This window comes from Chitinophaga sp., assembly GCF_017745275.1.
Taxonomy (GTDB): Bacteria; Bacteroidota; Bacteroidia; order Chitinophagales; family Chitinophagaceae; genus Chitinophaga.
This window is the reverse complement of record NZ_JAGHZS010000001.1, coordinates 581,366-607,279: the sequence shown is the minus strand read 5'-3', so window position 1 is coordinate 607,279 and position 25,914 is coordinate 581,366. Positions and strand designations below refer to the sequence as shown.

General features: G+C 45.7%; 18 protein-coding genes. 15 read left to right on the top strand and 3 right to left on the bottom strand.

Features of this window, described 5'->3' with window-relative positions:
• Positions 1 to 2: 2 nt before the first annotated feature.
• Positions 3 to 629, bottom strand: a complete 627-nt coding sequence (locus tag J7623_RS02295) for a TetR family transcriptional regulator C-terminal domain-containing protein (RefSeq protein ID WP_291916714.1) — start codon at positions 627 to 629, stop codon at positions 3 to 5.
• A gap of 619 nt (positions 630 to 1,248) precedes the next feature.
• Between J7623_RS02295 and J7623_RS02290 the strand changes: the two genes are divergently transcribed.
• Both J7623_RS02290 and prfH read left to right on the top strand, forming a co-directional pair.
• Positions 1,249 to 2,649, top strand: coding sequence for an RtcB family protein (locus tag J7623_RS02290; RefSeq protein WP_291916712.1), 1,401 nt, complete (start codon positions 1,249 to 1,251; stop codon positions 2,647 to 2,649).
• Positions 2,650 to 2,653: 4 nt separating this feature from the next.
• Positions 2,654 to 3,268 carry a peptide chain release factor H gene (prfH, locus tag J7623_RS02285; protein ID WP_291916710.1) on the top strand — a complete coding sequence of 205 codons (615 nt, stop codon included), beginning with the start codon at positions 2,654 to 2,656 and terminating at the stop codon, positions 3,266 to 3,268.
• 66 nt (positions 3,269 to 3,334) lie between these two features.
• On the opposite strand, the gene J7623_RS02280 is transcribed toward prfH, so the two are convergent.
• The gene (locus J7623_RS02280; RefSeq protein ID WP_291916707.1) at positions 3,335 to 4,765 is read right to left on the bottom strand and encodes a T9SS type A sorting domain-containing protein; all 1,431 of its coding nucleotides are present in this window, start codon (positions 4,763 to 4,765) and stop codon (positions 3,335 to 3,337) included.
• Between the two features lie 387 nt (positions 4,766 to 5,152).
• Between J7623_RS02280 and J7623_RS02275 the strand changes: the two genes are divergently transcribed.
• The 13 genes from J7623_RS02275 (at position 5,153) to J7623_RS02215 (ending at position 24,598) form a co-directional block, all read left to right on the top strand.
• Positions 5,153 to 5,710, top strand: a complete 558-nt coding sequence (locus tag J7623_RS02275; RefSeq protein ID WP_291916705.1) for a sigma-70 family RNA polymerase sigma factor — start codon at positions 5,153 to 5,155, stop codon at positions 5,708 to 5,710.
• 54 nt (positions 5,711 to 5,764) lie between these two features.
• Complete coding sequence (locus J7623_RS02270) at positions 5,765 to 6,922, top strand: FecR family protein (RefSeq protein WP_291916703.1); 1,158 nt, start codon at positions 5,765 to 5,767, stop codon at positions 6,920 to 6,922.
• A 138-nt stretch (positions 6,923 to 7,060) separates the two neighbouring features.
• Positions 7,061 to 10,363, top strand: a complete 3,303-nt coding sequence (locus J7623_RS02265; RefSeq protein WP_291916701.1) for a TonB-dependent receptor — start codon at positions 7,061 to 7,063, stop codon at positions 10,361 to 10,363.
• Between the two features lie 10 nt (positions 10,364 to 10,373).
• On the top strand, positions 10,374 to 11,891 hold the full coding sequence (locus tag J7623_RS02260; RefSeq protein WP_291916699.1) for a RagB/SusD family nutrient uptake outer membrane protein: 1,518 nt from the start codon (positions 10,374 to 10,376) through the stop codon (positions 11,889 to 11,891).
• Between the two features lie 10 nt (positions 11,892 to 11,901).
• Positions 11,902 to 12,765: a PKD domain-containing protein gene (locus J7623_RS02255; RefSeq protein ID WP_291916697.1), complete on the top strand. Its 864-nt coding sequence runs from the start codon at positions 11,902 to 11,904 to the stop codon at positions 12,763 to 12,765.
• A 28-nt stretch (positions 12,766 to 12,793) separates the two neighbouring features.
• The gene (locus J7623_RS02250) at positions 12,794 to 13,906 is read left to right on the top strand and encodes a DUF5009 domain-containing protein (protein ID WP_291916696.1); all 1,113 of its coding nucleotides are present in this window, start codon (positions 12,794 to 12,796) and stop codon (positions 13,904 to 13,906) included.
• Positions 13,907 to 14,190: 284 nt separating this feature from the next.
• Entirely contained in the window at positions 14,191 to 14,733 is a 543-nt protein-coding gene (locus J7623_RS02245; RefSeq protein WP_291916695.1) for a sigma-70 family RNA polymerase sigma factor, read from the top strand.
• Complete coding sequence (locus J7623_RS02240) at positions 14,708 to 15,895, top strand: FecR domain-containing protein (RefSeq protein ID WP_291916694.1); 1,188 nt, start codon at positions 14,708 to 14,710, stop codon at positions 15,893 to 15,895. The genes J7623_RS02245 and J7623_RS02240 overlap by 26 nt, the downstream gene beginning before the upstream one ends.
• A gap of 238 nt (positions 15,896 to 16,133) precedes the next feature.
• Positions 16,134 to 19,583: a TonB-dependent receptor gene (locus J7623_RS02235; protein WP_291916693.1), complete on the top strand. Its 3,450-nt coding sequence runs from the start codon at positions 16,134 to 16,136 to the stop codon at positions 19,581 to 19,583.
• Positions 19,584 to 19,605: 22 nt separating this feature from the next.
• Positions 19,606 to 21,438 (top strand): RagB/SusD family nutrient uptake outer membrane protein, encoded by a 1,833-nt coding sequence (locus tag J7623_RS02230; RefSeq protein ID WP_291916691.1) that lies wholly within the window; start codon positions 19,606 to 19,608, stop codon positions 21,436 to 21,438.
• A 117-nt stretch (positions 21,439 to 21,555) separates the two neighbouring features.
• Positions 21,556 to 22,773 carry an IPT/TIG domain-containing protein gene (locus J7623_RS02225; protein WP_291916688.1) on the top strand — a complete coding sequence of 406 codons (1,218 nt, stop codon included), beginning with the start codon at positions 21,556 to 21,558 and terminating at the stop codon, positions 22,771 to 22,773.
• Between the two features lie 65 nt (positions 22,774 to 22,838).
• The gene (locus J7623_RS02220) at positions 22,839 to 24,380 is read left to right on the top strand and encodes a DUF1565 domain-containing protein (protein ID WP_291916687.1); all 1,542 of its coding nucleotides are present in this window, start codon (positions 22,839 to 22,841) and stop codon (positions 24,378 to 24,380) included.
• A 74-nt stretch (positions 24,381 to 24,454) separates the two neighbouring features.
• Complete coding sequence (locus J7623_RS02215; protein ID WP_291916685.1) at positions 24,455 to 24,598, top strand: hypothetical protein; 144 nt, start codon at positions 24,455 to 24,457, stop codon at positions 24,596 to 24,598.
• 74 nt (positions 24,599 to 24,672) lie between these two features.
• On the opposite strand, the gene J7623_RS02210 is transcribed toward J7623_RS02215, so the two are convergent.
• Entirely contained in the window at positions 24,673 to 25,830 is a 1,158-nt protein-coding gene (locus J7623_RS02210; RefSeq protein ID WP_291916683.1) for an MFS transporter, read from the bottom strand.
• Between the last annotated feature and the right edge of the window lie 84 nt (positions 25,831 to 25,914).

The following is a 25,914-nucleotide window of genomic DNA, read 5'->3' as shown; positions in this document are numbered from 1 at the left end:
GCTTATTTCCGCGTAAAAATAAATTTCCCGAAGTCCAGCAAGCTATCAAGTGTATTGGATTTGATTAACTGGAAGCTCAGGTTTACTGCTTTTTCAATAGCAGCATCGGTCATTTCAAATTGGTTGCTGGTATCATCCAGCCAGTATTTCAGTACAAACAGCGCCTGTAGCCAGAAGCCGTGTACATATTGATCGGAGATGTATTTCCGCTCTTTGATTTCGCTGGATTGGTAACCTTCTTTTACCAGGTCGCTGACATAATTGTTGAACGCATGACGGAAGGTTTCCAGTTTATTACGATAGAAGTCCGGTAAGCGGAAGTGTTTGCGTTGCAGGAGAAGGTAGCTGCGGTCTTCTTTCAGTTTTTGTACCCAAAGGAAATAGAAGGCCAGTAATTTTTCCTGTGCATTGTATTGCTGGTAAATGTCGTCTGCCTGCAGTTGTTCCAGTGTTTGTTGGAAGATAGCCAGCCAGATATCTTTTTCTACTGCTTCCAGGGAGCTGTATTGCTCATAAAAGGAAGCTTCGGTGATGTCTACAATTTTGCAGAGTGCATAAACAGATACGGGCGCTTTGCCGTTTTCCAGCCAGTACACTTTGTAAGCGTTGCGGATGAGCTGTTTGTCCATGAGAAAAAGTTTTACTATTGTTGAAATGATCCCGCCCGGAGCGGGTAGCCGGAGGTTAATAATTACGGGTATACAAATTTACGTCATGCAGGGTTATAAACCCTTTTTTATCTCAGCTGGAAATGTTAAAATCTGCGGTGAAAAAAGGACTGGAAAAGAAGAAAAAGGAAATGAAAATTTGGTATTTCAGAAATAAATATATCTTTGCACCCGAATTCCTTTTTTTCATTTTTAAAATTACAAGGAATCATGACAGAACATACCCACATATCGCCCCTTTCGCTTCTTGCCTGATCAGGCAAACGCCTTATATTACTTTTGCATAAGCCGGAGTTATAAAGTTGTGAAGGTTATACACTGTAATTGTGTAAGCCTGCTTTTATATCTTTTTTATAGGCAGATGTCATCGCTACATTGCTTTTGCGGTGCGTACATTTGCCCGGACGGAATCATATATGCATATACGTTATACCTGTCGTTTGCTGCTCACCTGCCTCTGCGAAAGTTGATCTCCCTCTGCGGGAAAAATTATCTTTTTTATTTTATTGATGACATCAGTAAATACTGATGCAACCCCCGTGTGCGCACAAATATAACGCACACAAAAAACGACCATTTTATGGGCAGTATAAAAACAAAAGAACTTAGTAAAATAGGTTATACCAACGACAGGGCCAGAAGCCTTGTCATCAACATTATGTCCAGGCATTTCAAGCATCACAGCAAGCCGGAAATAATGGAGCTATTAGCGGATATCAAAGCAGATCCGGCGAAATACCGGTCGCATGACATCCTGGGAAAAATTGCAGACAAATTCATGGATGAGCCGGTGGAATGCCATTTTCAGTCGCATGAACTGCTGGAAAAAACCGGGCAGTTAAAAGTATATGGCGCCAAAGAAATAGAGCGTTCTGCGAAACAACAGATGGAACTGGCCATGTCGTTGCCGGTCACCGTACAGGGCGCATTAATGCCCGATGCCCATACGGGCTACGGCTTACCTATCGGCGGCGTATTAGCTACGCAAAATGCCGTGCTTCCTTTCGCTGTAGGCGTGGATATTGGTTGCCGCATGGCGCTCACCATCCTCGACGAAGGAGAAAGCTTTTTAAAACGTTTCTCTCACCAGGTGAAAGTAGCGTTGAAAGAATATACGCACTTCGGCATGGAAGGTGGACTGGAATTTTCGCAGGAACATGAAGTATTAGACAGCCCGGTGTTTCAATACACTGAGCTGCTGCGAAAGCTGCAGGCCAAAGCAGCGCGACAGCTGGGATCTTCCGGCAGTGGCAACCACTTCGTAGAGTTCGGACTCATCGAATTACAGGAAGATAATGCGTTGCAATTGCCGCCGAAAAAATACCTGGCGTTATTGTCGCACTCCGGCAGCCGTGGCCTTGGTGCCAATATTGCACAGCACTACACTGGCATCGCGATGGATACCTGCAAATTGCCACGTTCCGCGCAACAGCTGGCATGGTTGGATATGAACACCGAAGCGGGACAGGAATACTGGCTGTCGATGAACCTGGCTGGCGATTATGCCAGGGCTTGTCACGACCGTATCCACATCAACCTGATTAAAGCGTTAGGATTACAGTCGCTCGCCAAAGTGGAAAACCACCACAACTTCGCCTGGCAGGATACATTGGCAGATGGCCGTTCGGTGATCATTCACCGCAAAGGCGCTACGCCTGCACATGCCGGTGAAATGGGTATCATCCCCGGCAGTATGTGTACGCCTGCTTATCTCGTGATGGGTAAAGGCGTGGATAACGCTTTATACTCTGCCTCTCATGGGGCAGGCAGAGCGATGAGCCGTAAAAGAGCCAAAGAAAACATGACGGTGTCCGGCATGAAAAAAATGCTGGCCAATGCAGGCGTAACCCTCATTGGCGGCAGCGTAGAAGAAAATCCGCTGGCATACAAAAACATCGACCAGGTGATAGCTGCGCAAACGGAATTAATTGAGATACAGGGCCGGTTTATGCCTGCCATTGTAAGAATGAATAAAGATTAATGATATGGAACAAATGATTATACAAATCACCTCAGGTCGCGGCCCGGCAGAATGTTGCCGGGTAGTGGCCAGGGTGCAGGAACGCATCATAAAACAGGGCCGCGCCGCAGGCATCGATATCACGGTACTGGATAGTATTAAGGGAGATATCAACGGCACATTGTTGTCTGCCACGTTGTTGGCAAAAGGTCATCAGATGGGAGCTTTCCTCAAAGAATGGGAAGGTACTATACAGTGGATTGCACAAAGTCCTTATCGTAAATTTCATAAACGTAAAAACTGGTTTGTGGGTGTATCGGTATTCGATGTGAAGAAACAATTGCAGTGGAACCTGAAAGATGTAACACTGGAAACCTGTCGTGCTGCAGGTCCTGGTGGACAACATGTGAACAAGGTAGAAACGGCCGTACGTGGTATACATCGTCCCAGCGGATTACAGGTGTTAGCGATGGATAGTCGCTCGCAGTTGCAGAATAAGCAACTTTGCCTGGAGCGGCTGGAAGCTAAGTTCCTGGCCTGGCAAACGTCGTTGCTGGTGAGCCAGCAGCAAAGCCAGTGGCAGGAGCATAATGAACTGGAGAGAGGGCAGGCGGTGAAAGTGATTAAAGAAGCGTTGTAAAAGTAGAAAGGCTATCTCAATTGTTTTGAGATAGCCTTATTTATGTGGAAGAGTGGTTGTTATTTCTTACATCGGATGAGAGATCACCACTGTCTTAGTAGATTTTTCCTTGCCGATTATTATTTGCAGGATGTAAGTACCTTCCCAGACGTTCTGCAAATCCATTCTGATTTGTTGTGTGCCAGCTAGTAGTTTCATTCTTTTGACTTCCCTGTAATTCATATCATAAAGGATTGCTACGCCATCTGTATTTACTGTGGCGGTTTTGCTGGCAGTAGCCCCTGCGTCTGTAAGTTGTATATTAAGATAATTGCTTGCAGGGTTGGGGCTAACGGTGAATGGGAGGCCATTGATATCCAGGTCTCCTGACCGCTTGAAATAATTACTCCATCCGCACTGATTCCGATATTCTATGACCATATTTACTGCTCCCGGCAGGGGTTGGAATCGGGGTTTGTTCATGCGTACATCGATGTCAGTTTTGTTGGCATTTGAATTGATGATCGCACCACCGCCAATAGTCCATTTGGTTTCAAGAACGTCACCGGTTCCCGCAGCCAGTATTATGGAAAACGGATAAACTTGTCCTGCTGCGAAATGCATTCCGTTGATCTCAAATCCCTGAACGCCGATAATGGGCGGAATACCTACAGTGAGCGGCCGGCGTACTGTATCGCTATTGCCACATTCGCTGGTGGCTACTACGCGGATGATATCACTATAACTTCCGCCAACGGAGGTAATTTGTACGCTATTACCACTGGTGCCGCTAATGGTAACCGGGGCTGCCTGCCCGTTGATCCGTATATTGGCATTGTTGGCGGTCCATGTATAAGAGGTTGCGTTAGGATAGGCCGGCACGTTGAATGTTGAGGTACCCCCCTCGCAGATAGAGCCGGTGCTGGTGAGCGCTCCTAGTTGAGGCTTGGGTCTGGATATCTGGATTGTACTAACCCGCGTTTTGTTACAGCTGTCTTGTCTGGCGATGAGTGACACCTTACCTTCAGCCCCATTATTAATATCGATGACAAATTGATTGTTGGAGGTCCGCGTGACTGGCCAGCCAGCATCGTTGGTCACGTCAAACGAATTTGCGTTCACAACACTGCCAATGGTAACGGTGGTGGTACCGCGAAATGAACAGGGGAAAGATCGGGTCATGGAAACGCTTTCCGCTGGATCTCCAATAGCCAGCACCGTTATCGCCTGGGAGGTATCCGTTCCAATTTCACCAGAGGTCCACCGTATAGTGGCAACAACGCGCGGTTTTTTACCGACGTTCATTGAGCTTGGGAACTTAATATTAGCTACGGAGTTATAGGGTGAAACAACTCCAAACCCATCCACCACTGTGTAATTGATGGTGAAATAGGGCCTGCTGGTAAGGTATTCGTAAGAATAATCCTGATCAGGACATACCCGGAACAAGCCGACTACCTGACCTTGTGAGGTAAAAGCAAAAACGAAACTGTAGCACAGAATGAATAGAAATTTCATGTTTCCTAAAGGGTTTTTAGATGATAAATTAATAGGGAAATGATCGTCTGGATCGCAGAATGATAGTATTTGTTGTGTAAGGCCGGAAAGGATTAATGGAAAATAGTAGTACGTAAAATCATAAGCATTTATTTATGTGAATAATAATGGATAAACAGATTTCGGGTATTGAAAATGGTTACAAACGAGTCGCTGCCTGGCGGCAGGCGGGTTAAACAGCACAGATACAAATGCAAATTAATCATTACGGCGGGACCATAAAAATAAATCATCTACTTGATATTTTTAAAGTTGGTCCGCTTTCCTGTATACTGAAAGGCCGTTATAATTTCTAAGTCTTTTTCGCTATTTTTAGTGCATCCGTCGGATATCAACCAACTACCACACGTGGATGAACTGAGTGACATAGCGTTATTAGAAAGACTACAACAGGCCGACGCATCGGCCTACACCGAAATATTTCACCGCTACTGGGAAAAACTATATGCCATCGCTTATAATCGCCTACGCGTACGTACCGCCGCAGAAGATGTAGTGCAGGAAGTATTGGCCAGTTTGTGGGCACGCAGGGAGGTGCTTGAAATACGTCATCTTTCCGGTTACCTGGCTACCGCTACCCGCTATGCTGTATTCCGCCAGATCAGCCGCCTGCTGCCGGATCAGCCACTGGATAACCCGGAGGTGATGCAACAGGTAGCGGCGCCGGATATGGACCACCTCGACTATTACCGGCTACAGGAACGATTGGGAGCGGAAATAGCCCGGCTTCCGGAAAAATGTCGCCTCGTATTTTTATATAGCCGGAAAGAACAATACAGCAATAAAGAAATTGCCGCCGCCATGCAACTGTCGGAGAAAACGGTAGAAGCCCACCTGACTAAGGCATTGAAACAACTTCGCGTACGCTTGAAAGATGTATATCCCTATCTTTCTTTCTTCTTCTAAAAAAAAATTTAATCCGGACTAAGGGTAGAGCAGGCATTTCTGTACTCTATTATTATGCAGCATTTAAAAGACCTGATTCAACGTTACCTGAAAGGCAAGGCTACACCCGAAGAGGGCAGTGCGCTTCATGACTGGTATGACAGCTTTGACGATAGTGAAGTATCCCTGCCACTGGAGCCGGGGGAAGACCGGCAACTGCTGGAGCAGCGGCTGCTAAGCCGGCTGCAGCCTGTTATGGAAGAGCAGCAGGCAGCAAACGAAAAGCAAAGAATTATTGTCGTAAATAAAAATCCGCGTTATCGTCGTTATCTCGTGGCGGCATCTGTAGCCGCCGTAGTGGGCGTAGCCGGTGTTATCGGCTTAAAGCTCCGGTATCCATCTCCCCCAAAAAATACAATAGCCGTAAATACCTCTCCGAAAGAGGTGCCTCCCGCTAATAAAAAGGCCACCCTCACATTAGGTGATGGCAGTACCATTGCGCTTGATGATGCGGCTAATGGCGCTATTGGAAAACAAGGTGGCGCCAGCGTTATCAAAAATACCGCCGGGCAACTTTCTTACCAGGCCGGCGACGCCCATGCGGCCGTGGTATATAATACCCTCTCCGTGCCCCGTGGTGGCCAGTTCCAGGTGGTGTTCCCGGATGGTACCAAGGTATGGTTGAATTCCGCTTCTTCGCTGCGCTATCCTACTGCTTTCACGGGCACTGAAAGAAAAGTGCTGCTACAGGGACAGGCCTATTTTGAAGTAGCCGCCAAAGCAGGGCAGCCATTTAAAGTACAGGCTAATGAAATGGATGTACAGGTGCTGGGTACCCGCTTTGATGTGATGGCCTATACCGACGAACCGAGTATTAACGCCACGCTGCTGGATGGAAAAATAAAAGTGCAGGATAAAATTTTGCGTCCCGGTCAACAGGCAGTACTGGCGCTTTCCGGTCATCAGTTAACGGTGAAGGAAGCAGATATCAACAAAATCATGGCCTGGAAAAACGGGCTGTTTGTATTTAATAATATGGATTTATCCACCATCCTACGGGAGGTAGCCCGCTGGTATGATGTGGAAATAGTTTATGAAGCCGCACCCGGTAAAGAGCTGTATGGTGGCGGTATCAGCCGGAATCTTAATTTGTCTGCTGTATTGCACGTATTAGAGGAAAACGGAACAAATCACTTTAAAACGAACGGAAATAAAGTTATTGTATTACCGTAAAACGCCTGTAAATAAAAAATGAAGAACGAAATTTTTGAACAATGGAAAACCGGAGGTGCGGACACACCCCCGGCAAAGTCCAGCATCCTGTAAGATCCGTCGAATGATCATTTAAGAATTCTAAACCTTATTAAAAGTATGGATTTAAAATTTAAGGAGAAGCCATTTCTCCCCAAGGGACTTTTATTAACCAAAATTTTGCGGGTGATGAAAATAACCACCTGGCTCATCCTGGTAGCCTGCTTGCATGTAAGCGCCAGGAGTTTTTCACAACAGGTAACCCTCTCTGTGAAAAATATGCCCTTACAAAAAGTATTTGCGGAAATAATCCTGCAATCCGGCGCTACCATCGTGTACAATGAATCGGCACTGAAAAATACCCTGCCGGTTACATTAGAGGTGAATGGCGTATCTGTGCAAACAGTATTGGAGCAATGCCTGCAACATCAACCGGTTACCTTTACGCTGAACGACGGCGTATTCGTCATTCGTCCGAAACCTTTGCCCCCGCCAACCGCTGCCGATACGTTGGGTAAGATATCCGGTATCGTGAAAACCGCCGATGGTACGCCATTGCCCGGCGCCACCGTGATAGTAAAAGGAACGGGCAGGGGAAATGCCACCAACGGCAGCGGTCAGTTTACTGTAACCGCCAACGCCGGAGAAATACTGGTATTCACCTTTACCGGCTATGACAAGCAGGAGCTCCCCGCCCGGCAGGGAATGCAGGTGACCATGAAATCCGGCAACAGCCAGCTGGACCAGGTGATTGTAGTAGGTTACTCCGACAAGAGAAAAAGTGAACTCACCAGCGCCGTGGCCGTAGTAGATGCCACCAAGTTAAAAGATGTCACCACCAACGACGTAGGAACTATGCTACAGGGAAAAGTAGCCGGTCTGCAGGTAGTGAGCAGCTCTGGTGTACCCGGCGCCGCTGCTGAAATACGCATGCGCGGCATTTCTTCGGTGAATGCTTCTCAAAGCCCACTGGTAGTAGTAGATGGTATCATCGGCGGTAACTATGATCCCAATGATATTGCTACGGTAACAGTGCTCAAAGATGCCGGCGCCACCGCGATGTATGGCTCACAGGCCAATGCCGGCGTCATTATCATCACCACCAAAAGAGCCGCCTCCGGTAAAACACGCTTCGAGGCAAAGATTACTACCGGCTTTCGTACGCCTGATTTTGGTACTATGGATATGATGAATGGCAGTGAATTGTACGAACGCCAAAAGGAATTCTACCGCGATTATATCCCAGGTGCCACCGATAACTCCTACAAAATAGACCTGGTGAAGTTCTACAACGAACGCCCGCTGTCCCTGAAAAATCAGGACTACAACTGGCTAACAGATATGTTCCGCCGCGCACCTATGCAAAATGTATATGTATCTGCCAGCGGTAAAACAGATAAAGCAGATTATTACCTGGGACTCTCGTACTACAATGAGAAAGGTACTTTCATGAATACCAATTATCAACGGGTGAACCTGAGAGCTAATTCGACCTATCACTTCACGAAAAATATCAGTCTTACCAACAACATCAACCTCAGCGGCGCTTTCGGTAAAACATACGACTACAACGATATGTATTACGCGTTCCTGAACATGCCCTGGGATAATCCTTATGATAGCAGCGGCAAAGCGCTGTATGTAGACGGCAATGCACCATTTAAATGGTGGTCGAGGGATAAAGTGAACCCGATACATACCATTCAGAATTCTGAGCACCCGTATAAAAATTTTGATGTGAATTATGATATGGGATTGAATGTCGGCATCACCAACTGGCTCACGTTTTCCAGCACCAATCGTTTATCGCTGGGTTATAACAAAAATAAAACGTGGTATTCTCCACAGGTGGCCGGTCAGTATCACGGCGACGGCTATCTGAATGAGCAGAGTACGCTCAACTACGGTTATATCTCCAACAACCTGTTGAAAGTGGATTTTCATATGGGCAACCATCGGATCAGCGGCCTTGCCGGCGTGGCTTTTGAAGGAAGTAATGCGGAAATTTTAGGAGCTTCCGGAAAAGGGATTCCTGTGGGGTTGAAAGTATTGAACGTAGTATCCCGTAATCAGCAAGTGTTTGGGAGTGTGAATGAAGCCATTATCCAGTCGTTTATTTCGCAGGTGAATTATAGCTACCTGGATAAATACTTCCTCACCGGATCTTTCCGCGTAGATGGTTCTTCCAATTTCCCATCCAGCAACCGCTATGCACCTTTCCCGGCAATATCTGCTGCATGGTTGGTGAGCAATGAAGATTTTTTGAAAGATAATGAAGTGTTCAATAATGTAAAGCTCCGGGCCAGCTATGGGGTTACCGGTACACAGGATATCGGGTCGTCGCGTTACCTGGCGCTGTTTTCACTATCGGGGCAGTATAACCAGCAAACCGCTGCCACGCCCTCCCAGCTCCCCAGCCCTGATCTTACCTGGGAAAGCAAATACCAGTGGAATGGCGGGATAGATATCGGCTTGTTTAAGCGTATAGACCTTAGTGTGGATGTGTACAACAACATCACTAAAAACCTGTTGCTGCAGGTATCGCAGCCACTGTCTGTAGGCTTTGAAACCCGCTGGGAGAACGTTGGACAGCTGGTGAACAACGGGATAGAAGTAGGTATCAGCAGTTTAAATGTGCGTGCAGGAAAATTCCAATGGAACACCGACTTCAATATCAATTTCAATACGAACCGCTTACAGCAGTTTCCCGCAAATATTATCAATACCCAATCTACCTGGAGCATTTCACAGATTTATCGCAACGGTGGCAACCTGTATGAATTTTATATGCCGAAGTGGCTGGGCGTAGATAAACAAACGGGTGCACCCTTATGGGAAGTGGTGGAAAAAGATGGTACCCGGAAATCTACTTCCAATTATGCCAGTGCTACCTACCAGGAGGTAGGATCTGCGCTGCCTGAATTCCAGGGCGGCATGACTAATACCTTTAGTTATAACGGTATTTCGCTGGGCGTGAATATCTATTTTTTGTCGGGCAACAAAGTATACAGCAACAACCTGCGCTTTGTAGAAAATGATGGCAATGAGCCTTATTACAACCAGGTGAATTTGCCTAAAGGCAGCAGTACCTGGAGTAAACCGGGTGATGACGCCACAGAACCCAGCCCGCAGAATTCCGCCAATTCCACGCAAACGTCTACACGCTTTTTGAAAGATGGCAGCTTCCTGGCGTTGCGTAATATCCGGTTGAGTTATGAACTGCCGCGGCAGTTGGTCAGCCGTTTGAACATGGAAGGGATTACCGTGGGTTTCACCGCCGACAACGTGCACACCTTCACTAATTTCCTGGGCCAGGATCCGCAAACCACCATCACGCCCGGCTCACAGGTGATGCCCGGCGTATCGGATTTCAAGTATCCGAATAACCGCCAATACCTGTTCAATATTAATTTCAGATTTTAAACTGCCTGTCATGAGATCAGTTATTATAATAGTATTGTTACTACCGTTGTTGCTATGGCAAACCGGTTGTATGAAAGATGTAAATCCCAGTGATGCGCTCACCACTGGAACAATTACCGGTTCACCGGATGGGCTGAAGAATGCAGTGAATGGTGCCTATTCGCTCCTGAAAGATCATGTGCCTTTTAATGGTACTACAGATGATAACAACATGTACCTGCGTCAATATTTTCAACTGTCTGATTTTGCCAGCGATGATATTGTATGTGGACAAACCACCGAAGATCCGCTGTTCTACAGCTTTTCGCTGGATCATTCTCCAACGCAAACGAATACCCGTTACTTCTGGTATATCTCCTATAAAATTATCAATGATGCCAACACGGTGATAGAAGCGGTGGAGAAGCTGCCTAACGCAGATGCTACTACGCAACAGTTGTTGGGAGAATGTTATTTCCTCCGGGCGTTAGTGCATTTCAACCTGGTGAAAATATTCGCCATGCCATATACGCTGAACCCGGCAGCGCAGGGGGTGATCCTGCGAACGTCTACCAGTGATCCGGCACAGAAGGCGCGGGCATCAGTAGCGGAGGTATATAAGCAGGTAATTGCTGATGCACGACGCGGCGCCGACCTGATGACACAAGCCAGGGGAAAACAATATGCCTCACAAGACGCCGCATGGGCATTGCTTTCCAGGGCTTATCTCTATGAAGGAGTGAACGACAGCACCATTTATTTCGCTAACAAAGTAATAGATGGCGGCCGCTTTTCGCTGACTACCAGTGCCACTTATCCTGATTTATTTGCGAATGCAATTGGTGGCAGTGAAACTATTTTTTGTGTGGCCTTTACGCAGTTGGATGATTACGGCAAATTCGGTTCTATTGCGTCCATGATTTATTCCGATGGCAACTCCGGTTGGGGAGAGGAGTTTGCGTCTGCTTCGCTGAGAGATACCATGGCAGCCAATCCGGAAGATGTACGCTGGAAGTATATTGTGCCCCTGAAAGATGGTAACGGGGTATTGCAGCAAAAGAATGGAATCGACATTTATTATATTTCCAAGTTCTCCGGCCAGGATAAGCGGCCTACGTTGAGTTCACCGATTTTGTTTCGGTTGGCAGAGATGTATCTCAACCGGGCGGAGGCCAATGCAAAGGCTGGAAATGTAGCCGCGGCGCTGGATGATGTGGACATGATCCGCAGCAACCGTGGTTTAGCAAATGCCTTGTATCATCAGCAATTGCCGGCGGGTAAATCGGCGCTGGACGTTGTATTAAAGGAAAGGCGCCTGGAGTTAGCTTTTGAGGGGCATCGTAGTTATGATTTGTACCGGAATAAAAGGCCAATGAACAGAACCTATTGGGGCTATCATTTACCCGGCCTGAAGCAATCAGATATTGATTTATCCAGGCACCCATCAGGCTATGCCAATATGATCATACAGCCGGATAATCCGAAGATCATCTACTATATCCCGATTGATGAAGTAGAAACGAATAAACTGTGTACCCAGAATCCTTAAAACACTGAACATGCAAAAGTCATTGCTTTATATATTATTGCTACTATGTGTAGCGGTTTCCTGTAAAAAAGATGATGCTAAACCGGCGCCGGTAGTGGTATACACCATTGCTGTTGATGGCAACCAGGTGAAGTTTAACAATACTACCACCGGGGCGGTATCCTGGAAATGGGATTTTGGCGATGGTACTACGTCCACAGAGCAAAGCCCGGTGCATACGTATAAAGGTAAGGGTAAGTATGTACCTACCTTGTATGCTACTTCGGGAGATGGGGTAACGGCGGAAGGCTCAACGGTAATACGGATTTCAAAGACGTCGCCTGTTAAGCTGAATGATAACAGTTTGGCGGACTGGGATACGCTGACGCAGAACGTAATGACTGCCGGCCCTAAAGGAGGAGTGTTTAAGAAGGCCAAATTTGACTACGATGGGCAGTATGTGTATTTCTATGTGGAGATGAGTGGTAAGCAGTCGGATGGGGTGATTTTCGATGTGTACATAGATAGCGACAACAATGCCGGTACAGGGTTACTGACGGCGCTCTTCACCAGTGGCGGCTATGATGTATTGCTGGAAGGGCAATGGTTGTTGGGATCTGCTCCTATTCCGATGGCCATGTATTATCACAGTGGTCCCCAAACAGGGTTCAACTTTGATCCGCAGTCGGGTACTGATTTTTACGCCATAGGTACGTTGCAGGAAAATAATGGGCTGCTTCGGTTTGAAGGAAAACTGGATCGTTCAAAGATCAAAGGATTTACGGGGATGGCTATACGACTTGGTATGGTGGCTACTACCAGCGATTGGGGGACTCAGTTGGGAACTATTCCTGATGAAGGGGCGGCATCTTTTTTATTAAATATGCCGGAATAATTATTAAATTAACGCTACAATCAGGATAATGAACAGTACAACCAATGTCAACCAAAGACTGATTTCCCTGGATGTGATGCGCGGCCTTATCATGATTCTCCTGGCAGGGGAGAGCGCCCGCATATACTCGTCAATTGCGCATTTGGATCCTCCGGGAATTGCCGGCGGTATCATTCAACAGTTTTTTCATCATCCCTGGAATGGCCTGCGGGCCTGGGACCTGGTGCAGCCAGCGTTCATGACCATGGCTGGATCTGCCATGTATATATCCTACTATTATAAGACGCAGAAAGGGATCACCTGGTCACAAAACTTCCGGCATATTGCGTTTCGTTGTATAAAGTTGTTTATATTTGGCACCGCCCTCCATTGCGTATATGCAGGAAGGTTAGTGTGGGAGTTATGGAATGTGCTGACACAACTCTCCCTCACCACCCTTATCGCCTACCTGATTATACGCCGTTCCTATGTTTTCCAGTTGGGAGTAAGCCTCTTATTATTGTTGGCTACTGACCTGCTTTATCGTTTTGTATTGATGCCTGGTTATAATGAGCCGTTTGTAATGGACCATAACTTCGGATCATTCATGGATATGGTGTTAATGGGGAAACTAAATAATGGTGGAGGATGGGTGACCATTAATTTTTTGCCTACTGCTGCTCATACTATCTGGGGAGTACTGGCGGGGAAGTTACTGATCAGCAGCCGGTCATCTTCCCAAAAAATAAATATACTGCTGGCGGCAGGCGCCCTGGGTTTGGTTGCTGGCTTCGGGCTGGATTGGGCAGGTATTACACCTATTATCAAGCGTATTGCCACCAGTTCCTTTACACTGGCTTCCGGCGGCTGGGTGATGTTGTTACTGGCCTTGCTGTATTGGGTGGTAGATGTAAAACAAAATACGCGTTACGCGTGGATAGCCACTGTGGTAGGGATGAACGCAATTTTTATCTACCTCTTTTTTGAAACAGTAGGAGGAGAGTGGGTAAATCCAACCACCGGTATTTTTGTAAAAGGCTTTACCGGTATGGTGGGAGTGCCGGAAGGCATCCAGGAAGTAATTTCAGCTTTTGTAGTATTGGCACTGGAATGGGGATTGTGCTATTGGTTATATAAGAAAAAAATCTTCTTTAAATTATAAGCTGTCTACTGAAACCCCTGTGAAAAGAAAGCTCCGGCACCGTTTGCCGGGGCTTTTTACTTTTTTTCCCGGCGCTATGCATTTTTACGAATTATTTATTTACCTTGATTTCAAATTAAAATCATCAAGCCAAAGTCTTTAGTCACAACAGTTGAACAATAGAAGAAATACGCTTCTTCCGCAACTATTTTAAGTCGAACCAATCAAATAGCAGCTATTTGCGATATAGCCATCAATGGAGTTATGTGTAAATGTCACCTGTAATAACACGGCAGTCTTATTAAATGGATTATTCTTCAGACATAGAACTGGTTGAACGGTTAAAAGACGGGGATACCGCCGCGTATGATACTTTGTTTATGAAGTATCATAAGCTGCTGTGCGTAAATGCGTATTGGTTTTTACGTAATGAAGCGGAAGCAAACGACCTGGTACAGACTTTTTTCCTGGACATATGGGACAAAAAGTTATATCTTCAGTTCAATGGTGATATCAAAGGATACCTGCACCAGGCTATTAAAAACCGTTGCCTGACTTTGTTGAAAAAGCAGAAGAACGAACGGGAACAGCAGATGGCTTTCACACAATTGCAGGATGAAACGTGTATGAGTGTGCCGGATATTTCTCCGGATTATTATAAACAGGTATTATCTACTATTAATGGGATGGCTATACAAAAACGTTCGGCCATACAAATGGTATATATGGAGGGGAAGCGTTACCAGGAGGCAGCAGATGAAATGGGAATCAGCATCAATTCTTTCAAAACTCACTTGAAAAGAGGCTTGAAAGTATTGCGGCATGCAGTCATTAATAAAGGGCATTAGCCGTGTTTTGTTAACAATCATGGAAGCAGCAGCAGAAAAAATATTTGAACTATATATACAACGCCTGTCGGGTACGCTCTCTGCAGAAGAGGAGCGTTATGTGCAGGAACAGTTGCTGCATAATCCTGCGTTCAAAGCACAATGGGAACTGCTGGTAAAGGAAGATGAAGCCATGAATGCCAGCGGTTACCTGCAACGTCTTGATTCCACCGCTGCTTTGCAGTCCATTCACGAAGAAAGAGGAGAGGCACCACCTGCACGGGTGTTTCCACTGAAAAAAATAATGATTGCCGCCGTCATGACCTTGTTGTTAGGTAGTGGTATCCTCGTATTTTTCTTCTGGCATAAACCTGCGCCGGTATATACTTCTGCCAACGCTATCCAGCAGCAACAGAAAAGGGAGATCCGCCTGGTAATGGATCATGGCGAAGCCATCACATTGAATAAAGACAGCGGTAGCCAAACCATCGCCTTACATAATGCGACGCTAAATACCAACAATGGCGCATTACAATACACTTCTTTAGATACAGTACAAAATACACTGGAAATACCGGCAGGAGAAAGTTATAAGCTGACATTATCTGACGGCACGGAGGTATGGCTGAACGCTGCCACCAGGTTGCGTTTTCCCTTTCATTTTGGGAAATCCAGCCGGGAAGTATATGTAGCCGGAGAAGCGTACTTCAATGTAGCCAAAGATGCGCAGCGTCCTTTTATCGTACATACGGCTTTAAATAATGTGCAGGTGCTGGGAACAGCTTTTAACATTAACACTTACCAGGCAGGTATCATCAAAACATCGCTGGTATCAGGGAGTGTGATTGCCCATGGGAAAGGTAATGAAAGGCAGGCCTTACAACCCGGGCAACAGGCGGATTATGGCGCCGGCAAAGGATTTACTACCAGTCGCTTTGATGAGGAAGAAGTCACCTCCTGGCGTACAGGTGTATATTATTATCACAGTATGCCACTTGCTGCGTTAATACAGGAAGCCACCCGCTTTTATGGGATGCGCTTTGTCATTGATAAAGATAAACTGGCCGGTAAGTCCGTTACGGGGTTAATGGACCGTAAAAGGCTGGATGATTTTTTATCTGACCTTAAAACTACCGCTCATCTCGACTACCAACTCTCCGGTAGCGAAATTATCCTGAAATAAATTTTGAGCCATCGCTTGTCACCCGTTTTATCGAAAACGGAGTAGCTATATGGAAAGCATTCATGCTGGCCAGTCAACTATTTATCTGTTTATTATTAAAGTACAGCAGCCAAAAATAATTTTAAAAAAAGTGCGTGCGGCTTGTCACCCGTTTTACCAAAATCGATGTAGTTGTTCTGAAAAGCAGTGGTAGATGCTATTTGCTGTATAATCATTTTAACTTGTAAACAATTCCCGAATGAGAAAAAGTATACGCCACTTTCAAATGGCTATGCGAAGAGTAGTACACTTACTGGTGCTATGCAGCCTTTTAGGTATGCCGTTTTTTAGCGCCCGGGCGCAAACGCCAACTCCTTCACTACAGTCAATTGTAACCGTTACAGGAAATGATGTATCGCTGGCGCAGATCTTTCGTGCCATTAAAAAGCAAACTGGTCTCACGCTGGTGTACAGCAATCAATTGCTGAATGATGGTGAGAAGATCTCGCTGAATTTCCAGCAGGCGAAACTGGATGATGTATTGGCTTTTATTTTTAAGAGCCGGAATATCAGCTATGTGGTACAGCGTAACCGTATTGTACTGGACAAGAAAGCAGTGCCGCAGGAATCAGTTGCGGCGCCTGCTGCTCCGGCTGAAAAGCAGAATGAGTGGCTGGTACGTGGTCAGGTGATGGACGCCGATGGTAATCCATTACCCGGTGCTACAGTTACTGTAAAGGAAACCAATAAAGGTACGGTGACCGATGTAATGGGCGTATTTTCCATCAACGCTGCCAAGGATGATATCCTGAAAGTAGGTATGATGGGAATGAATTCCGAAGAAGTGCGCGTGGTTAGCCAGAAATCCATGAAAATCAGTTTAACCGCTAAAGTGGATAAGCTGAATGAAGTGGTGGTAGTGGGTTTCGGTGCACAGAAAAAAGTAACCGTAACAGGTGCTGTTTCCACGGTGAATATGGCGGACATGAAAACGCCTGTACGCACATTAACCAATGCGTTGGTAGGTAAAGTGGCCGGTGTGATTTCTATGGCGAGTGCAGGTGGTGAGCCCGGTTATGATAATCCCAATTTCACTATCCGTGGTATTGGCACTTTTGTGGGTAGCACGTCTCCATTAATTATTGTGGATGGGGTGCAACGCGAAGATGTGAATAGTACCTATGGAGGTGCATTTAATAATATAGATCCGGAAGATATCCAGAGCATTTCCTTGCTGAAAGATGCTTCTGCTACCGCCGTGTACGGTGCGAAAGGTGCCAATGGCGTATTGATTATTACTACCCGCAGAGGTATTGCCGGTAAGCCTAAAGTATCTGCCAAAGCAGAAACAGGTTATAGTGGTTTAACTAAGCTGCCTAAAATGCTGGATGGCGTAAATTATATGAAACTATATAATGAGGCGCGGACGAATGCCGGAGATCAACCTGTTTATACAGATGAGGTGATCCGGAAAACGGCCAGTGGACTGGATCCATACCTGTATCCAAATGTAAACTGGATCAATACGATTTATAAGGACTGGGCAGCAATGGCCAATGCCAACGTAAATGTAAGTGGTGGTGGAGAGTCCATGCGTTATTATGTATCGATGTCGTTTTATAACCAGGACGGACAATACAAGGTGAAAAAGATAAATGATTATAACCCCAACCTTAATTTCAAGAGATACGATTTCAGAAGTAATGTAGACCTGAATGTCACCAAAACAACACTGCTTTCCCTCAACCTGGCTTCAATGCTGGTAAATAGCCGTTTTCCGGGCAACTCCGCCGGAAGCATCTGGTATAATACTTATGGTACTAATCCTATTTCTTTCCCGGTTTCGTATCCCGGTAATAAGTGGGCGGGGCCTATTAATAATGGTGGCGCCAACCCGTTTAACCTGGTGCAAAATTCAGGTTACAGTACAGAGTTCAAACCTTCTATCCAGTCTGTGTTATCACTGAACCAGAAACTGGATGCTATCACAGAAGGACTGAGTGCCAACGCACGCTTTTCATTTGATACCTATAGTGAATTTGATAATTCCAGGAAAGGACTAAATGACCTTTGGTACGCCTCCGGCAGAAACGAAGATGGCAGCTTTATTTTTGGACAGCCTGTAAGAACAGGGGATACTTACCTGGGCTACGGTGCTTCTTCTTCGGGTGAACGTATGATGTACCTGGAAGGTAACCTGACCTACGACCGTAGTTTTGGTAAACATAATTTCGGTGGCTTACTGGTGGGTAGTATCCGCAATCGTTTGAGAGGATCTGCCGGTGATGCAATAACCGCTATTCCCTACCGCAACCAGAATGTAGCCGCCAGGGTTACTTATTCTTATATGGATAAATACCTGGCAGAAATAAATATGGGTGCTACAGGCTCCGAGAATTTTGAGAAAGGTAAAAGATGGGGATATTTTCCTGCAGGATCTATTGGTTGGGTGATTTCAAAAGAAAATTTCTTCCAGCCTGTAGTAAAAGCAGTAACCCTGCTGAAAATAAGAGGTTCCTATGGTATGACGGGTAACGACCAAATAGGTCAGGGTAACCGTTTTGGTTATTTAACAACCTATAACACCGGCGCAGGTGGCGTATCATTTGGCAGTGCCGGAACGCCTACCTATCACAATGGTATTGCGGCCAGTGTGATTGGTACCGAAGGACTGACCTGGGAGAAATCTGCAAAAGCAGATATCGGCCTGGAAGCTGGTTTCCTGAATAAGCTGAACCTGGTGGTAGATTTATTCCAGGATAAAAGAACTGCTATACTTGTTGCAAGAAGTAGTATTTCTCCCATCGGTGGTTATTCCGGTGTTTCCATATTTGGCAATATAGGCGAGATGGTGAACAAAGGTATGGATGCCAGCCTGGAATATACTGATCATATAGGAAAGGATGTTTCTATTCGTTTATTCGGTAACGTTACTTATGCTAAGAACCGTATCGTTTATGCAGATGCGCCTAAAGCGATATTCCCGTATCAACAAATGGAAGGACATAAGTTTGGTGAGTTTTACGGTTACGAGAGCCTGGGACTGTTTACCGGTAATGATGATGTAGCAAAAAGCCCTACACAAAGCAGGGTAGTTTATCCTGGTGATATAAAGTACAAAGACCTGAGTGGGGATGGTAAAATTAATGGAGATGATCAAACCTATCTCGGCAAATCATTTTTTCCAACCTGGTCATATGGTTATGGTTTCAACATCGGATATAAAAAGTTTGAACTCTCTGCCGTCTTCGCAGGTGTAGCTGATGTAGGTATTATGGCGAATGGTACCGATGTTAAAATGGATGGCGCCGGCGCTCCGGGCGTAGGTATTGTGCCATTTGCCGGTATGGGACAATATACTGCCGCAGTAATGGAAGATATGATGAACCGCTGGACACCGGACAATCCAAGCCAGAACGTACACTACCCAAGACTCACTGTAGCGAATACCAATGATAATAACTATGTAAACAGTAGCTGGTGGATAAGAGATGGCAGCTTTATGCGCCTTAAACAGGCTTCGCTCAGTTATTCTTTTATCACACCTGAAATGAAGAGAAGAGGTATCAGCAGCTTACAGGTATATACGTCCTGCACCAACATGCTTACCTTCTCTAAATTTAAGTTATGGGACCCTGAACTGGGTAATAATGCAGCGAAGTATCCCTATTCTAAAACAGTTACACTGGGTGTAAGAGCACAGTTTTAATGAAGCAAAAAAGATCATTGTTATGAAGAGATATAAATACCTGTTACTTTTTTTCAGTGGTATGAGCGTTATGATGCTGGGTGCCTGTAGTAAATACCTTGATAAAAAGCCGGATAATCTTTTAACGGATGACCAGATCTGGCAAACCAGGGCCAATGCGGAAGCGTACCTGAGCAATATTTACAGCTACAGATCGGGGTATAGTGATTATGCCAATATTGGTGTTTCAGATGAAATGTCTGTTTGTATTCCGAGTACCAATGCCAGATATATGGTGAGTGGCAACTGGAGCCCGTCAGATTGGTACTATTATAACTGGGGTGGCTATTATACTGCTATTCGCCAGTCATTTATTTTTGAGCAGAATATCGATAAAGTACCTGCTATCCAGTTGAGCGATGAGCTGAAGGCACAGTATAAAGCAGAGAACCTGTTCCTCCGTGGATATTTTTATTGGATGCTGTTAAGACAGTATGGTCCGTTCGTTATCGTAACTGGTACCATGAGTCAGAATGATGATTATAATAAATTAACCAGGGCGCCATTTGCGGACTGTGTAGCCCATATCAATGGCCTGATGGATGCAGCAGCGAAAGGATTACCTTTTACCTGGAATGCGGGTAATAACGGCCGTGTATCCAAAGGCGCCTGTATGGCGATTAAAGAGAAGGTAGCGCTATGGGCTGCCAGTCCGTTGTGGAATGGTAATCCGCGTTTTGCTAATTTCAAAAATCAGGATGGTACGCCTTTGGCGCCTGCTGCCTATGATGTTAATAAATGGCGTACAGCTGCCAACGCTGCCAAAGCCATTATTGATTCAAACATTTATAAGTTGTTCACCAACCTGGACAACGGTGGAAGCCAGTTTAATCCCTACGAATCTGTGCGTGATTTGTTTCTGACTTCCTGGAATAATGAAATCATCCTGGCTTCTATGAACTGGGATCGTTGGGGGTATACTGCTTGTTCTTCGCCCGGCCCATCAGGACTGGATTTATACAATGCTACACAAAATGTAGTTGATGCATTTTACATGAATAATGGTAAAACCATTGATGATCCTGCTTCCGGTTACCAGGAAACTGGTTTTGCCTCCAAAGCAGGTGATAATGGATGGGAACATCATAAAGGCGACTGGAATATGTATGCTAACCGTGAGCCCCGTTTCTATGCTTACATTGCCTACAATGGCCGCCCTGTTACGGCAGCCACTTCGCCGGATGAACGTAATTATTTTTCTTCCGATAATAATAAAGATGGTACCGGCAGAATAGAATTTTATTACAGTGGTAAATCAGGGATGATATCCCAGGGAAGTAATGTTATTACAGGTTATCTGCCCAGTAAGCTCCTGAGTCCTAATGATAATATCCGCACCATGGTGAGTGGCGCTTATCGTTCTCCGTGGATCCTTATCCGTTATGCTGAAATATTATTGGACTATGTGGAGGCACTCAACGAATATGATCCTGCCAATACGGATATCGTGAAGTACCTGGATATGATCAGACAAAGAGCAGGTATTCCGGGGATAGAAGTAGCTTATCCGGATGCAGTAGGCAATCAGACCAAAATGAGAGAATATATCCTGAGAGAAAGACAGGTAGAACTTTGCTTTGAAGGTGACCGGTACTTAACACTGATTCGCCGCCTGCGGATGAGTAAACCGGAAAACCAGGCTATTTACGGGATGAACGTAAATGCGAACGATAACAAACAGGGATTTGCTTTCACTGACTTTTATAACAGAACGCTTTTCCAGAAGAGATTCTGGGATGACAGGATGTACCTGTTCCCAATACAGCAGAAGGATATGGAAAGAGCGAGGGGACTGGTACAGAATCCAGGGTGGTAATAATTTTCTTTATTTAATTCTCAATTAACGGTTATGATCAGGCCACTGAATTCATATATACTTACAGGTTGTTTTTTGGTTGCAGCTGTCTTTACCAGTTGTAAAAAAGATAGTGATTTGAAACATGCCGCGGGGCAACCTGTTGTGCTGACAGACTTTATTCCCGCCAGTGGTGGCGCTACCACAGAAGTACTCATCACCGGTGATAACTTTTCATCTGATACTTCGGCTTTGAAGGTTACTATCAATGGTAAGCCCTGCAAAATAGTAGGAGCCAATACCAAACAAATTATGGTGATTGTACCAAAAAGATGCGGGTCAGGCAACCTGGTGGTGTCTATCGGAAAAGATAGTGTAGTGAGCAGCGCGCCATTCAACTATATATTCACGAGAACTGTGACTACATTGGCGGGTAATGGTACAGCAGGATATGCAGATGGGAAAGGCGCAGATGCGATGTTCAACTTTAATGGACAGAGCTGGTTTAGAATGATGGGAATAGCTACAGACGACAAGGGGAATGTATTTGTAACAGATCCCGGAAATAACTGTATCCGTAAAATTGATGCTGCAGGTAATGCAACCGTATTGGCGGGTAGTCCCGGCCACGGTGGTGGTGATGAAGGACAGGGCTCAACGGCCCGCTTCTCCATTCCTTATGGAGTGGCTACGGATGCTGCGGGCAACGTATATGTGGCGGATCCGGGTGTATGGCATATCCGTAAAATTACGCCGGATGGCACTACTTCTTCCCTGGGAGATGCGGCGCAGGAACCATGGAATATTGCTGTAGATAAAAAATCCGGAAGGATATTTTATTCCAATCCCGGCAATGGTGTCATCATGGAATTAAAATCCGACGGCAGCAGCGAAACATTCCTCAGTGGTATTAACAATCCCGGGGGAATGAGTTTCGATAAGGATGGTAATTTGTATGTATCCAGTTATGGCGATCAAACCATTTTGAAGTTTAAAGCAGGTACCTGGGAACGCAGCGTAATTGCCGGTACAACCGGGGCAGCCGGTTTTGTGAATGGTATTGGCGCCGCTGCAAGGTTTGCCAATCCCTGGGGATTGGCAGTAGGTGATAATGGTATGATATACGTAGCCGGTAACGGTAGCTATGGTGCTAATGTAGATGAGAGCATCCGTGCTGTTTACCCTAATACCTGGGAAGTGATTACCTATGCCGGAGGCGGTACGCCTGGTTTCTCTGACGGCATCGGCGGACTGGCAGCCTTCAATGCACCTATGGGCGTAACCGTAGATAAGAACGATGTGGTGTATGTGTTGGATAAGAATAACAACAGGGTAAGAAAGATAGTATCAGAGTAGTCCTCTAATATGCGAACCCCGGCCGCTATACACTACCGTGTATGGCGGCCTTATATTTTAAAACAATGTTAAGCAAACACATGTATATCTTTTTATTGGCAGCTATCGGCAGCCTCACTGGTGCGTGTAACAAAAGTGATAAAACGGCGCCTGTTGCCGTTGTAAAACCGCATACTTATTACGTATCCGTTACTGGTAGTGATGCTGCCAATGGGGCCATCGGTAGCCCTATGCGCACCATTAACGCGGCCCTGGCAAAAGCAATTCCGGGCGATAGCGTGATTGTAAGAGCCGGCAACTACGGAGAAAAAGTAGTATTTCCTAAATCAGGCCGCCTTGAGAAATTAATTACCCTGAAAGCCTATGCGGGAGAAAAAGCGGTGATTGATGGTACGGGTCTTACGGTGTCGGGTAATGAATCATTGGTCATGATCAGTAATGCCAGCTATGTAGTGCTGGAAGGATTTGATATCTGCAATCTAAAGACCAGTGCTGCCGGCACCAACGTGAACGGTGTGACAGCCAACGCAGGGTCTGGCAATATCATCATCCGGAAAAATAAAATTTATAACATCGAGAATAATGCAGCTCCTTCACAGGGAAGAAGTGGTCATGGTATTGAAATTATTGGCAACACTGCTGATGTGATGAAAAATATCCTGGTGGAAGATAATATCATTCATGATACCAAAACAGGATATAGTGAAAACCTGACCATCAATGGTTATGTAGATGGATTTACCATTCGCAGAAATACCATTTATAACACAGAAAATATCGGCATAGACGCAGCAGGTGGTTATGCCGCCAATACTAATCCCGCTTTTAATTATGCACGCAATGGTGTGATCAGCGAAAATGAATTATATAACATCGACATAACACGGGGCCCCATAGGCGGAATACACGGGCACGGCGCCATTGCGATTTACGTAGACGGAGCCCGGAATATTATTGTAGAAAGAAATAAAATACATGAAGCCGATCGTGGTATTGGCATTGTGAGCGAAAACAATGATTACCCAACCAGCAATTGTATTGTAAGAAATAATTTTGTGTATAACGGCTGGCTCACCGGTATTTATCTTGGTGGCTACCTGGGCTATACTTCCGGAGGTACGCGTAATTGTTATGTGGTGAATAATACGCTGCTGTTTAATAACAAGGTGGTGGGCGCCTATGGTGAAATAGAAGGAGAAATACGATTGACAGAACAATGCTTCGATAACGTCATTAAAAATAATATCGTATATGCCAGACCGGTAGATGTAATCATTCATAAGTACACCAACTCTGGTTCCGGAAATATCATCGATAATAATTTGTATTACACTACCGGCACTCCGCAGTGGATCTGGGGCAGCACCAACGATCATATCATCACAGACTTTGCCACCTGGAAAACTACTGCCGGCGTAGATGCGAGTGCCACATATGGGGTGGATCCATTGCTGGTGAGTACCACTATTCCTGATTTGCATATCACAGCTAATTCACCGGCTAAAAATAGTGGTGTGGTGATTGCTGCTGATGTGAATGGAACGTTGGATATTGATGGTCAGCCGCGGATCGTGAATAACAGCATCAGCAAGGGAGCGCAACAATAATAAATCCCCTTTTTCCGTGATTGACAGACAAGGTTGCTTTCAGTAGATTCAATAAACCTTAAATCTGTACTACGATGAAAAAGAAAATCACCTCAAAACTGAAGCTTACCAAAATTACCGTGGCTACTTTGAGTAAAGTGTCGCCCCAGGCGGTTAAAAACCAGTCATTGCCGACTACCCAGTTCATCAGCTGCGGAGAAACGTTTTGGGTATGCTAATAGCCGGTTGCCCAAAGGCTCAGGTTTTGTTTTAGTCATCAGGCCCCCTCGCCGAAAGCTTGGGGGCTCTTATATTATGCTTCTTTCAGTCCGCGTACCATCAGTATAATAAGCAGTCCACAGATGGCCATAATACCAAACGACAACCGTAAGCTGGTTGCCTGTGCTACAAACCCAATCAGTGGCGGCACTACCAGGAATCCCAGGTAGCCGATAGTGGAAATAGAAGCCAATGTTTGTCCGCTGTTGGTATTTTTTGATTTCCCCGCGAGGCTAAACACCAACGGAACCACACAAGCCACACCTAATCCTGCAGAAATGAACCCGATACCTGCCGTTACCGGGTAAGGCAACAGGATAGCCAGCAGCAGGCCGCTGAGAATCAACCAGCCACTATACAACAGGATAGTTTTGATGCCCCATTTTTTCACCAGCTTATCGCCGGCAAAACGGCCGGTGGTCATCGCTACCATATAGATTACGAAAGCCGCTACCGCTGTAGATTTACCGGTGCCAACTACTTTTTGAAAATATAACCCGCTCCAGTCGTACATCGTATTCTCTGTTGCCATACAGGCAAAGCAGATCAGGGAATACCGCAGCAATGATTTATCCGGTAAGGAAAAGGCGGCACGTTTCACGGGATCTTTCACCGGTTGATCGGGAAAGGTTTTAGGATAATAGTATACACAGAACCCCAACAACAATACACTCACCAATAACAAGTGATAAGACGGTGCAATATTCATAGACACCATGAGTAAGCCTGTCAGCGCACCTACAGAACCTGCCACACTCCAGATACCATGAAAGGTGGTCATAATAGACCGGGGATACAGGTGTTGCACTGCTACCGCCTGCGCATTCATAGATAAATTCAGCAAATTACGGGCAGAGCCAAAGCAGAATAATAACAGCGCCAGTTGCCAGATGTGGGTGGTGAAACCAGGTAAACTCAGTACTACGTTAAACGCCATTGCGCCAAACATCATAATCTTCCGGCTGCTGAAGCTGCCCAGCAGCTTGCCGGTAATAGGCATAGTTAGCATGAGCCCTATGGGCAGCGCAAATAATACGGCACCCAGTTGCGCTTCGTTTAAGTGCAACTGTTGCTGAATAGACGGAATCCTGGATGCCCAGGAAGAATAACCCAGTCCCGAAATAAAAAAGAATACAGAAGTGGCGATTCGGTATTGCCGTGCATCGGTTTCGTTGTGAATATCTGCTAACATGATCTGAGGATCACACCTGTTGCGGCGTTGAAGTCCGCAAAATTAGACAATTTCAGGGAAAAAGCCGGCGTAGATTGTCCGGAT

Bases quoted from the DNA above. Each gene is read 5' to 3' on its own strand.
- J7623_RS02295 (WP_291916714.1), bottom strand. From the start codon at position 629: ATGGACAAACAGCTCATCCGCAACGCTTACAAAGTGTACTGGCTGGAA.
- J7623_RS02290 (WP_291916712.1), top strand. From the start codon at position 1,249: ATGGGCAGTATAAAAACAAAAGAACTTAGTAAAATAGGTTATACCAAC.
- prfH (WP_291916710.1), top strand. From the start codon at position 2,654: ATGGAACAAATGATTATACAAATCACCTCAGGTCGCGGCCCGGCAGAA.
- J7623_RS02280 (WP_291916707.1), bottom strand. From the start codon at position 4,765: ATGAAATTTCTATTCATTCTGTGCTACAGTTTCGTTTTTGCTTTTACC.
- J7623_RS02270 (WP_291916703.1), top strand. From the start codon at position 5,765: ATGCAGCATTTAAAAGACCTGATTCAACGTTACCTGAAAGGCAAGGCT.
- J7623_RS02265 (WP_291916701.1), top strand. From the start codon at position 7,061: ATGGATTTAAAATTTAAGGAGAAGCCATTTCTCCCCAAGGGACTTTTA.
- J7623_RS02260 (WP_291916699.1), top strand. From the start codon at position 10,374: ATGAGATCAGTTATTATAATAGTATTGTTACTACCGTTGTTGCTATGG.
- J7623_RS02255 (WP_291916697.1), top strand. From the start codon at position 11,902: ATGCAAAAGTCATTGCTTTATATATTATTGCTACTATGTGTAGCGGTT.
- J7623_RS02250 (WP_291916696.1), top strand. From the start codon at position 12,794: ATGAACAGTACAACCAATGTCAACCAAAGACTGATTTCCCTGGATGTG.
- J7623_RS02245 (WP_291916695.1), top strand. From the start codon at position 14,191: ATGGATTATTCTTCAGACATAGAACTGGTTGAACGGTTAAAAGACGGG.
- J7623_RS02240 (WP_291916694.1), top strand. From the start codon at position 14,708: ATGCAGTCATTAATAAAGGGCATTAGCCGTGTTTTGTTAACAATCATG.
- J7623_RS02235 (WP_291916693.1), top strand. From the start codon at position 16,134: ATGAGAAAAAGTATACGCCACTTTCAAATGGCTATGCGAAGAGTAGTA.
- J7623_RS02230 (WP_291916691.1), top strand. From the start codon at position 19,606: ATGAAGAGATATAAATACCTGTTACTTTTTTTCAGTGGTATGAGCGTT.
- J7623_RS02220 (WP_291916687.1), top strand. From the start codon at position 22,839: ATGTTAAGCAAACACATGTATATCTTTTTATTGGCAGCTATCGGCAGC.
- J7623_RS02215 (WP_291916685.1), top strand. From the start codon at position 24,455: ATGAAAAAGAAAATCACCTCAAAACTGAAGCTTACCAAAATTACCGTG.
- J7623_RS02210 (WP_291916683.1), bottom strand. From the start codon at position 25,830: ATGTTAGCAGATATTCACAACGAAACCGATGCACGGCAATACCGAATC.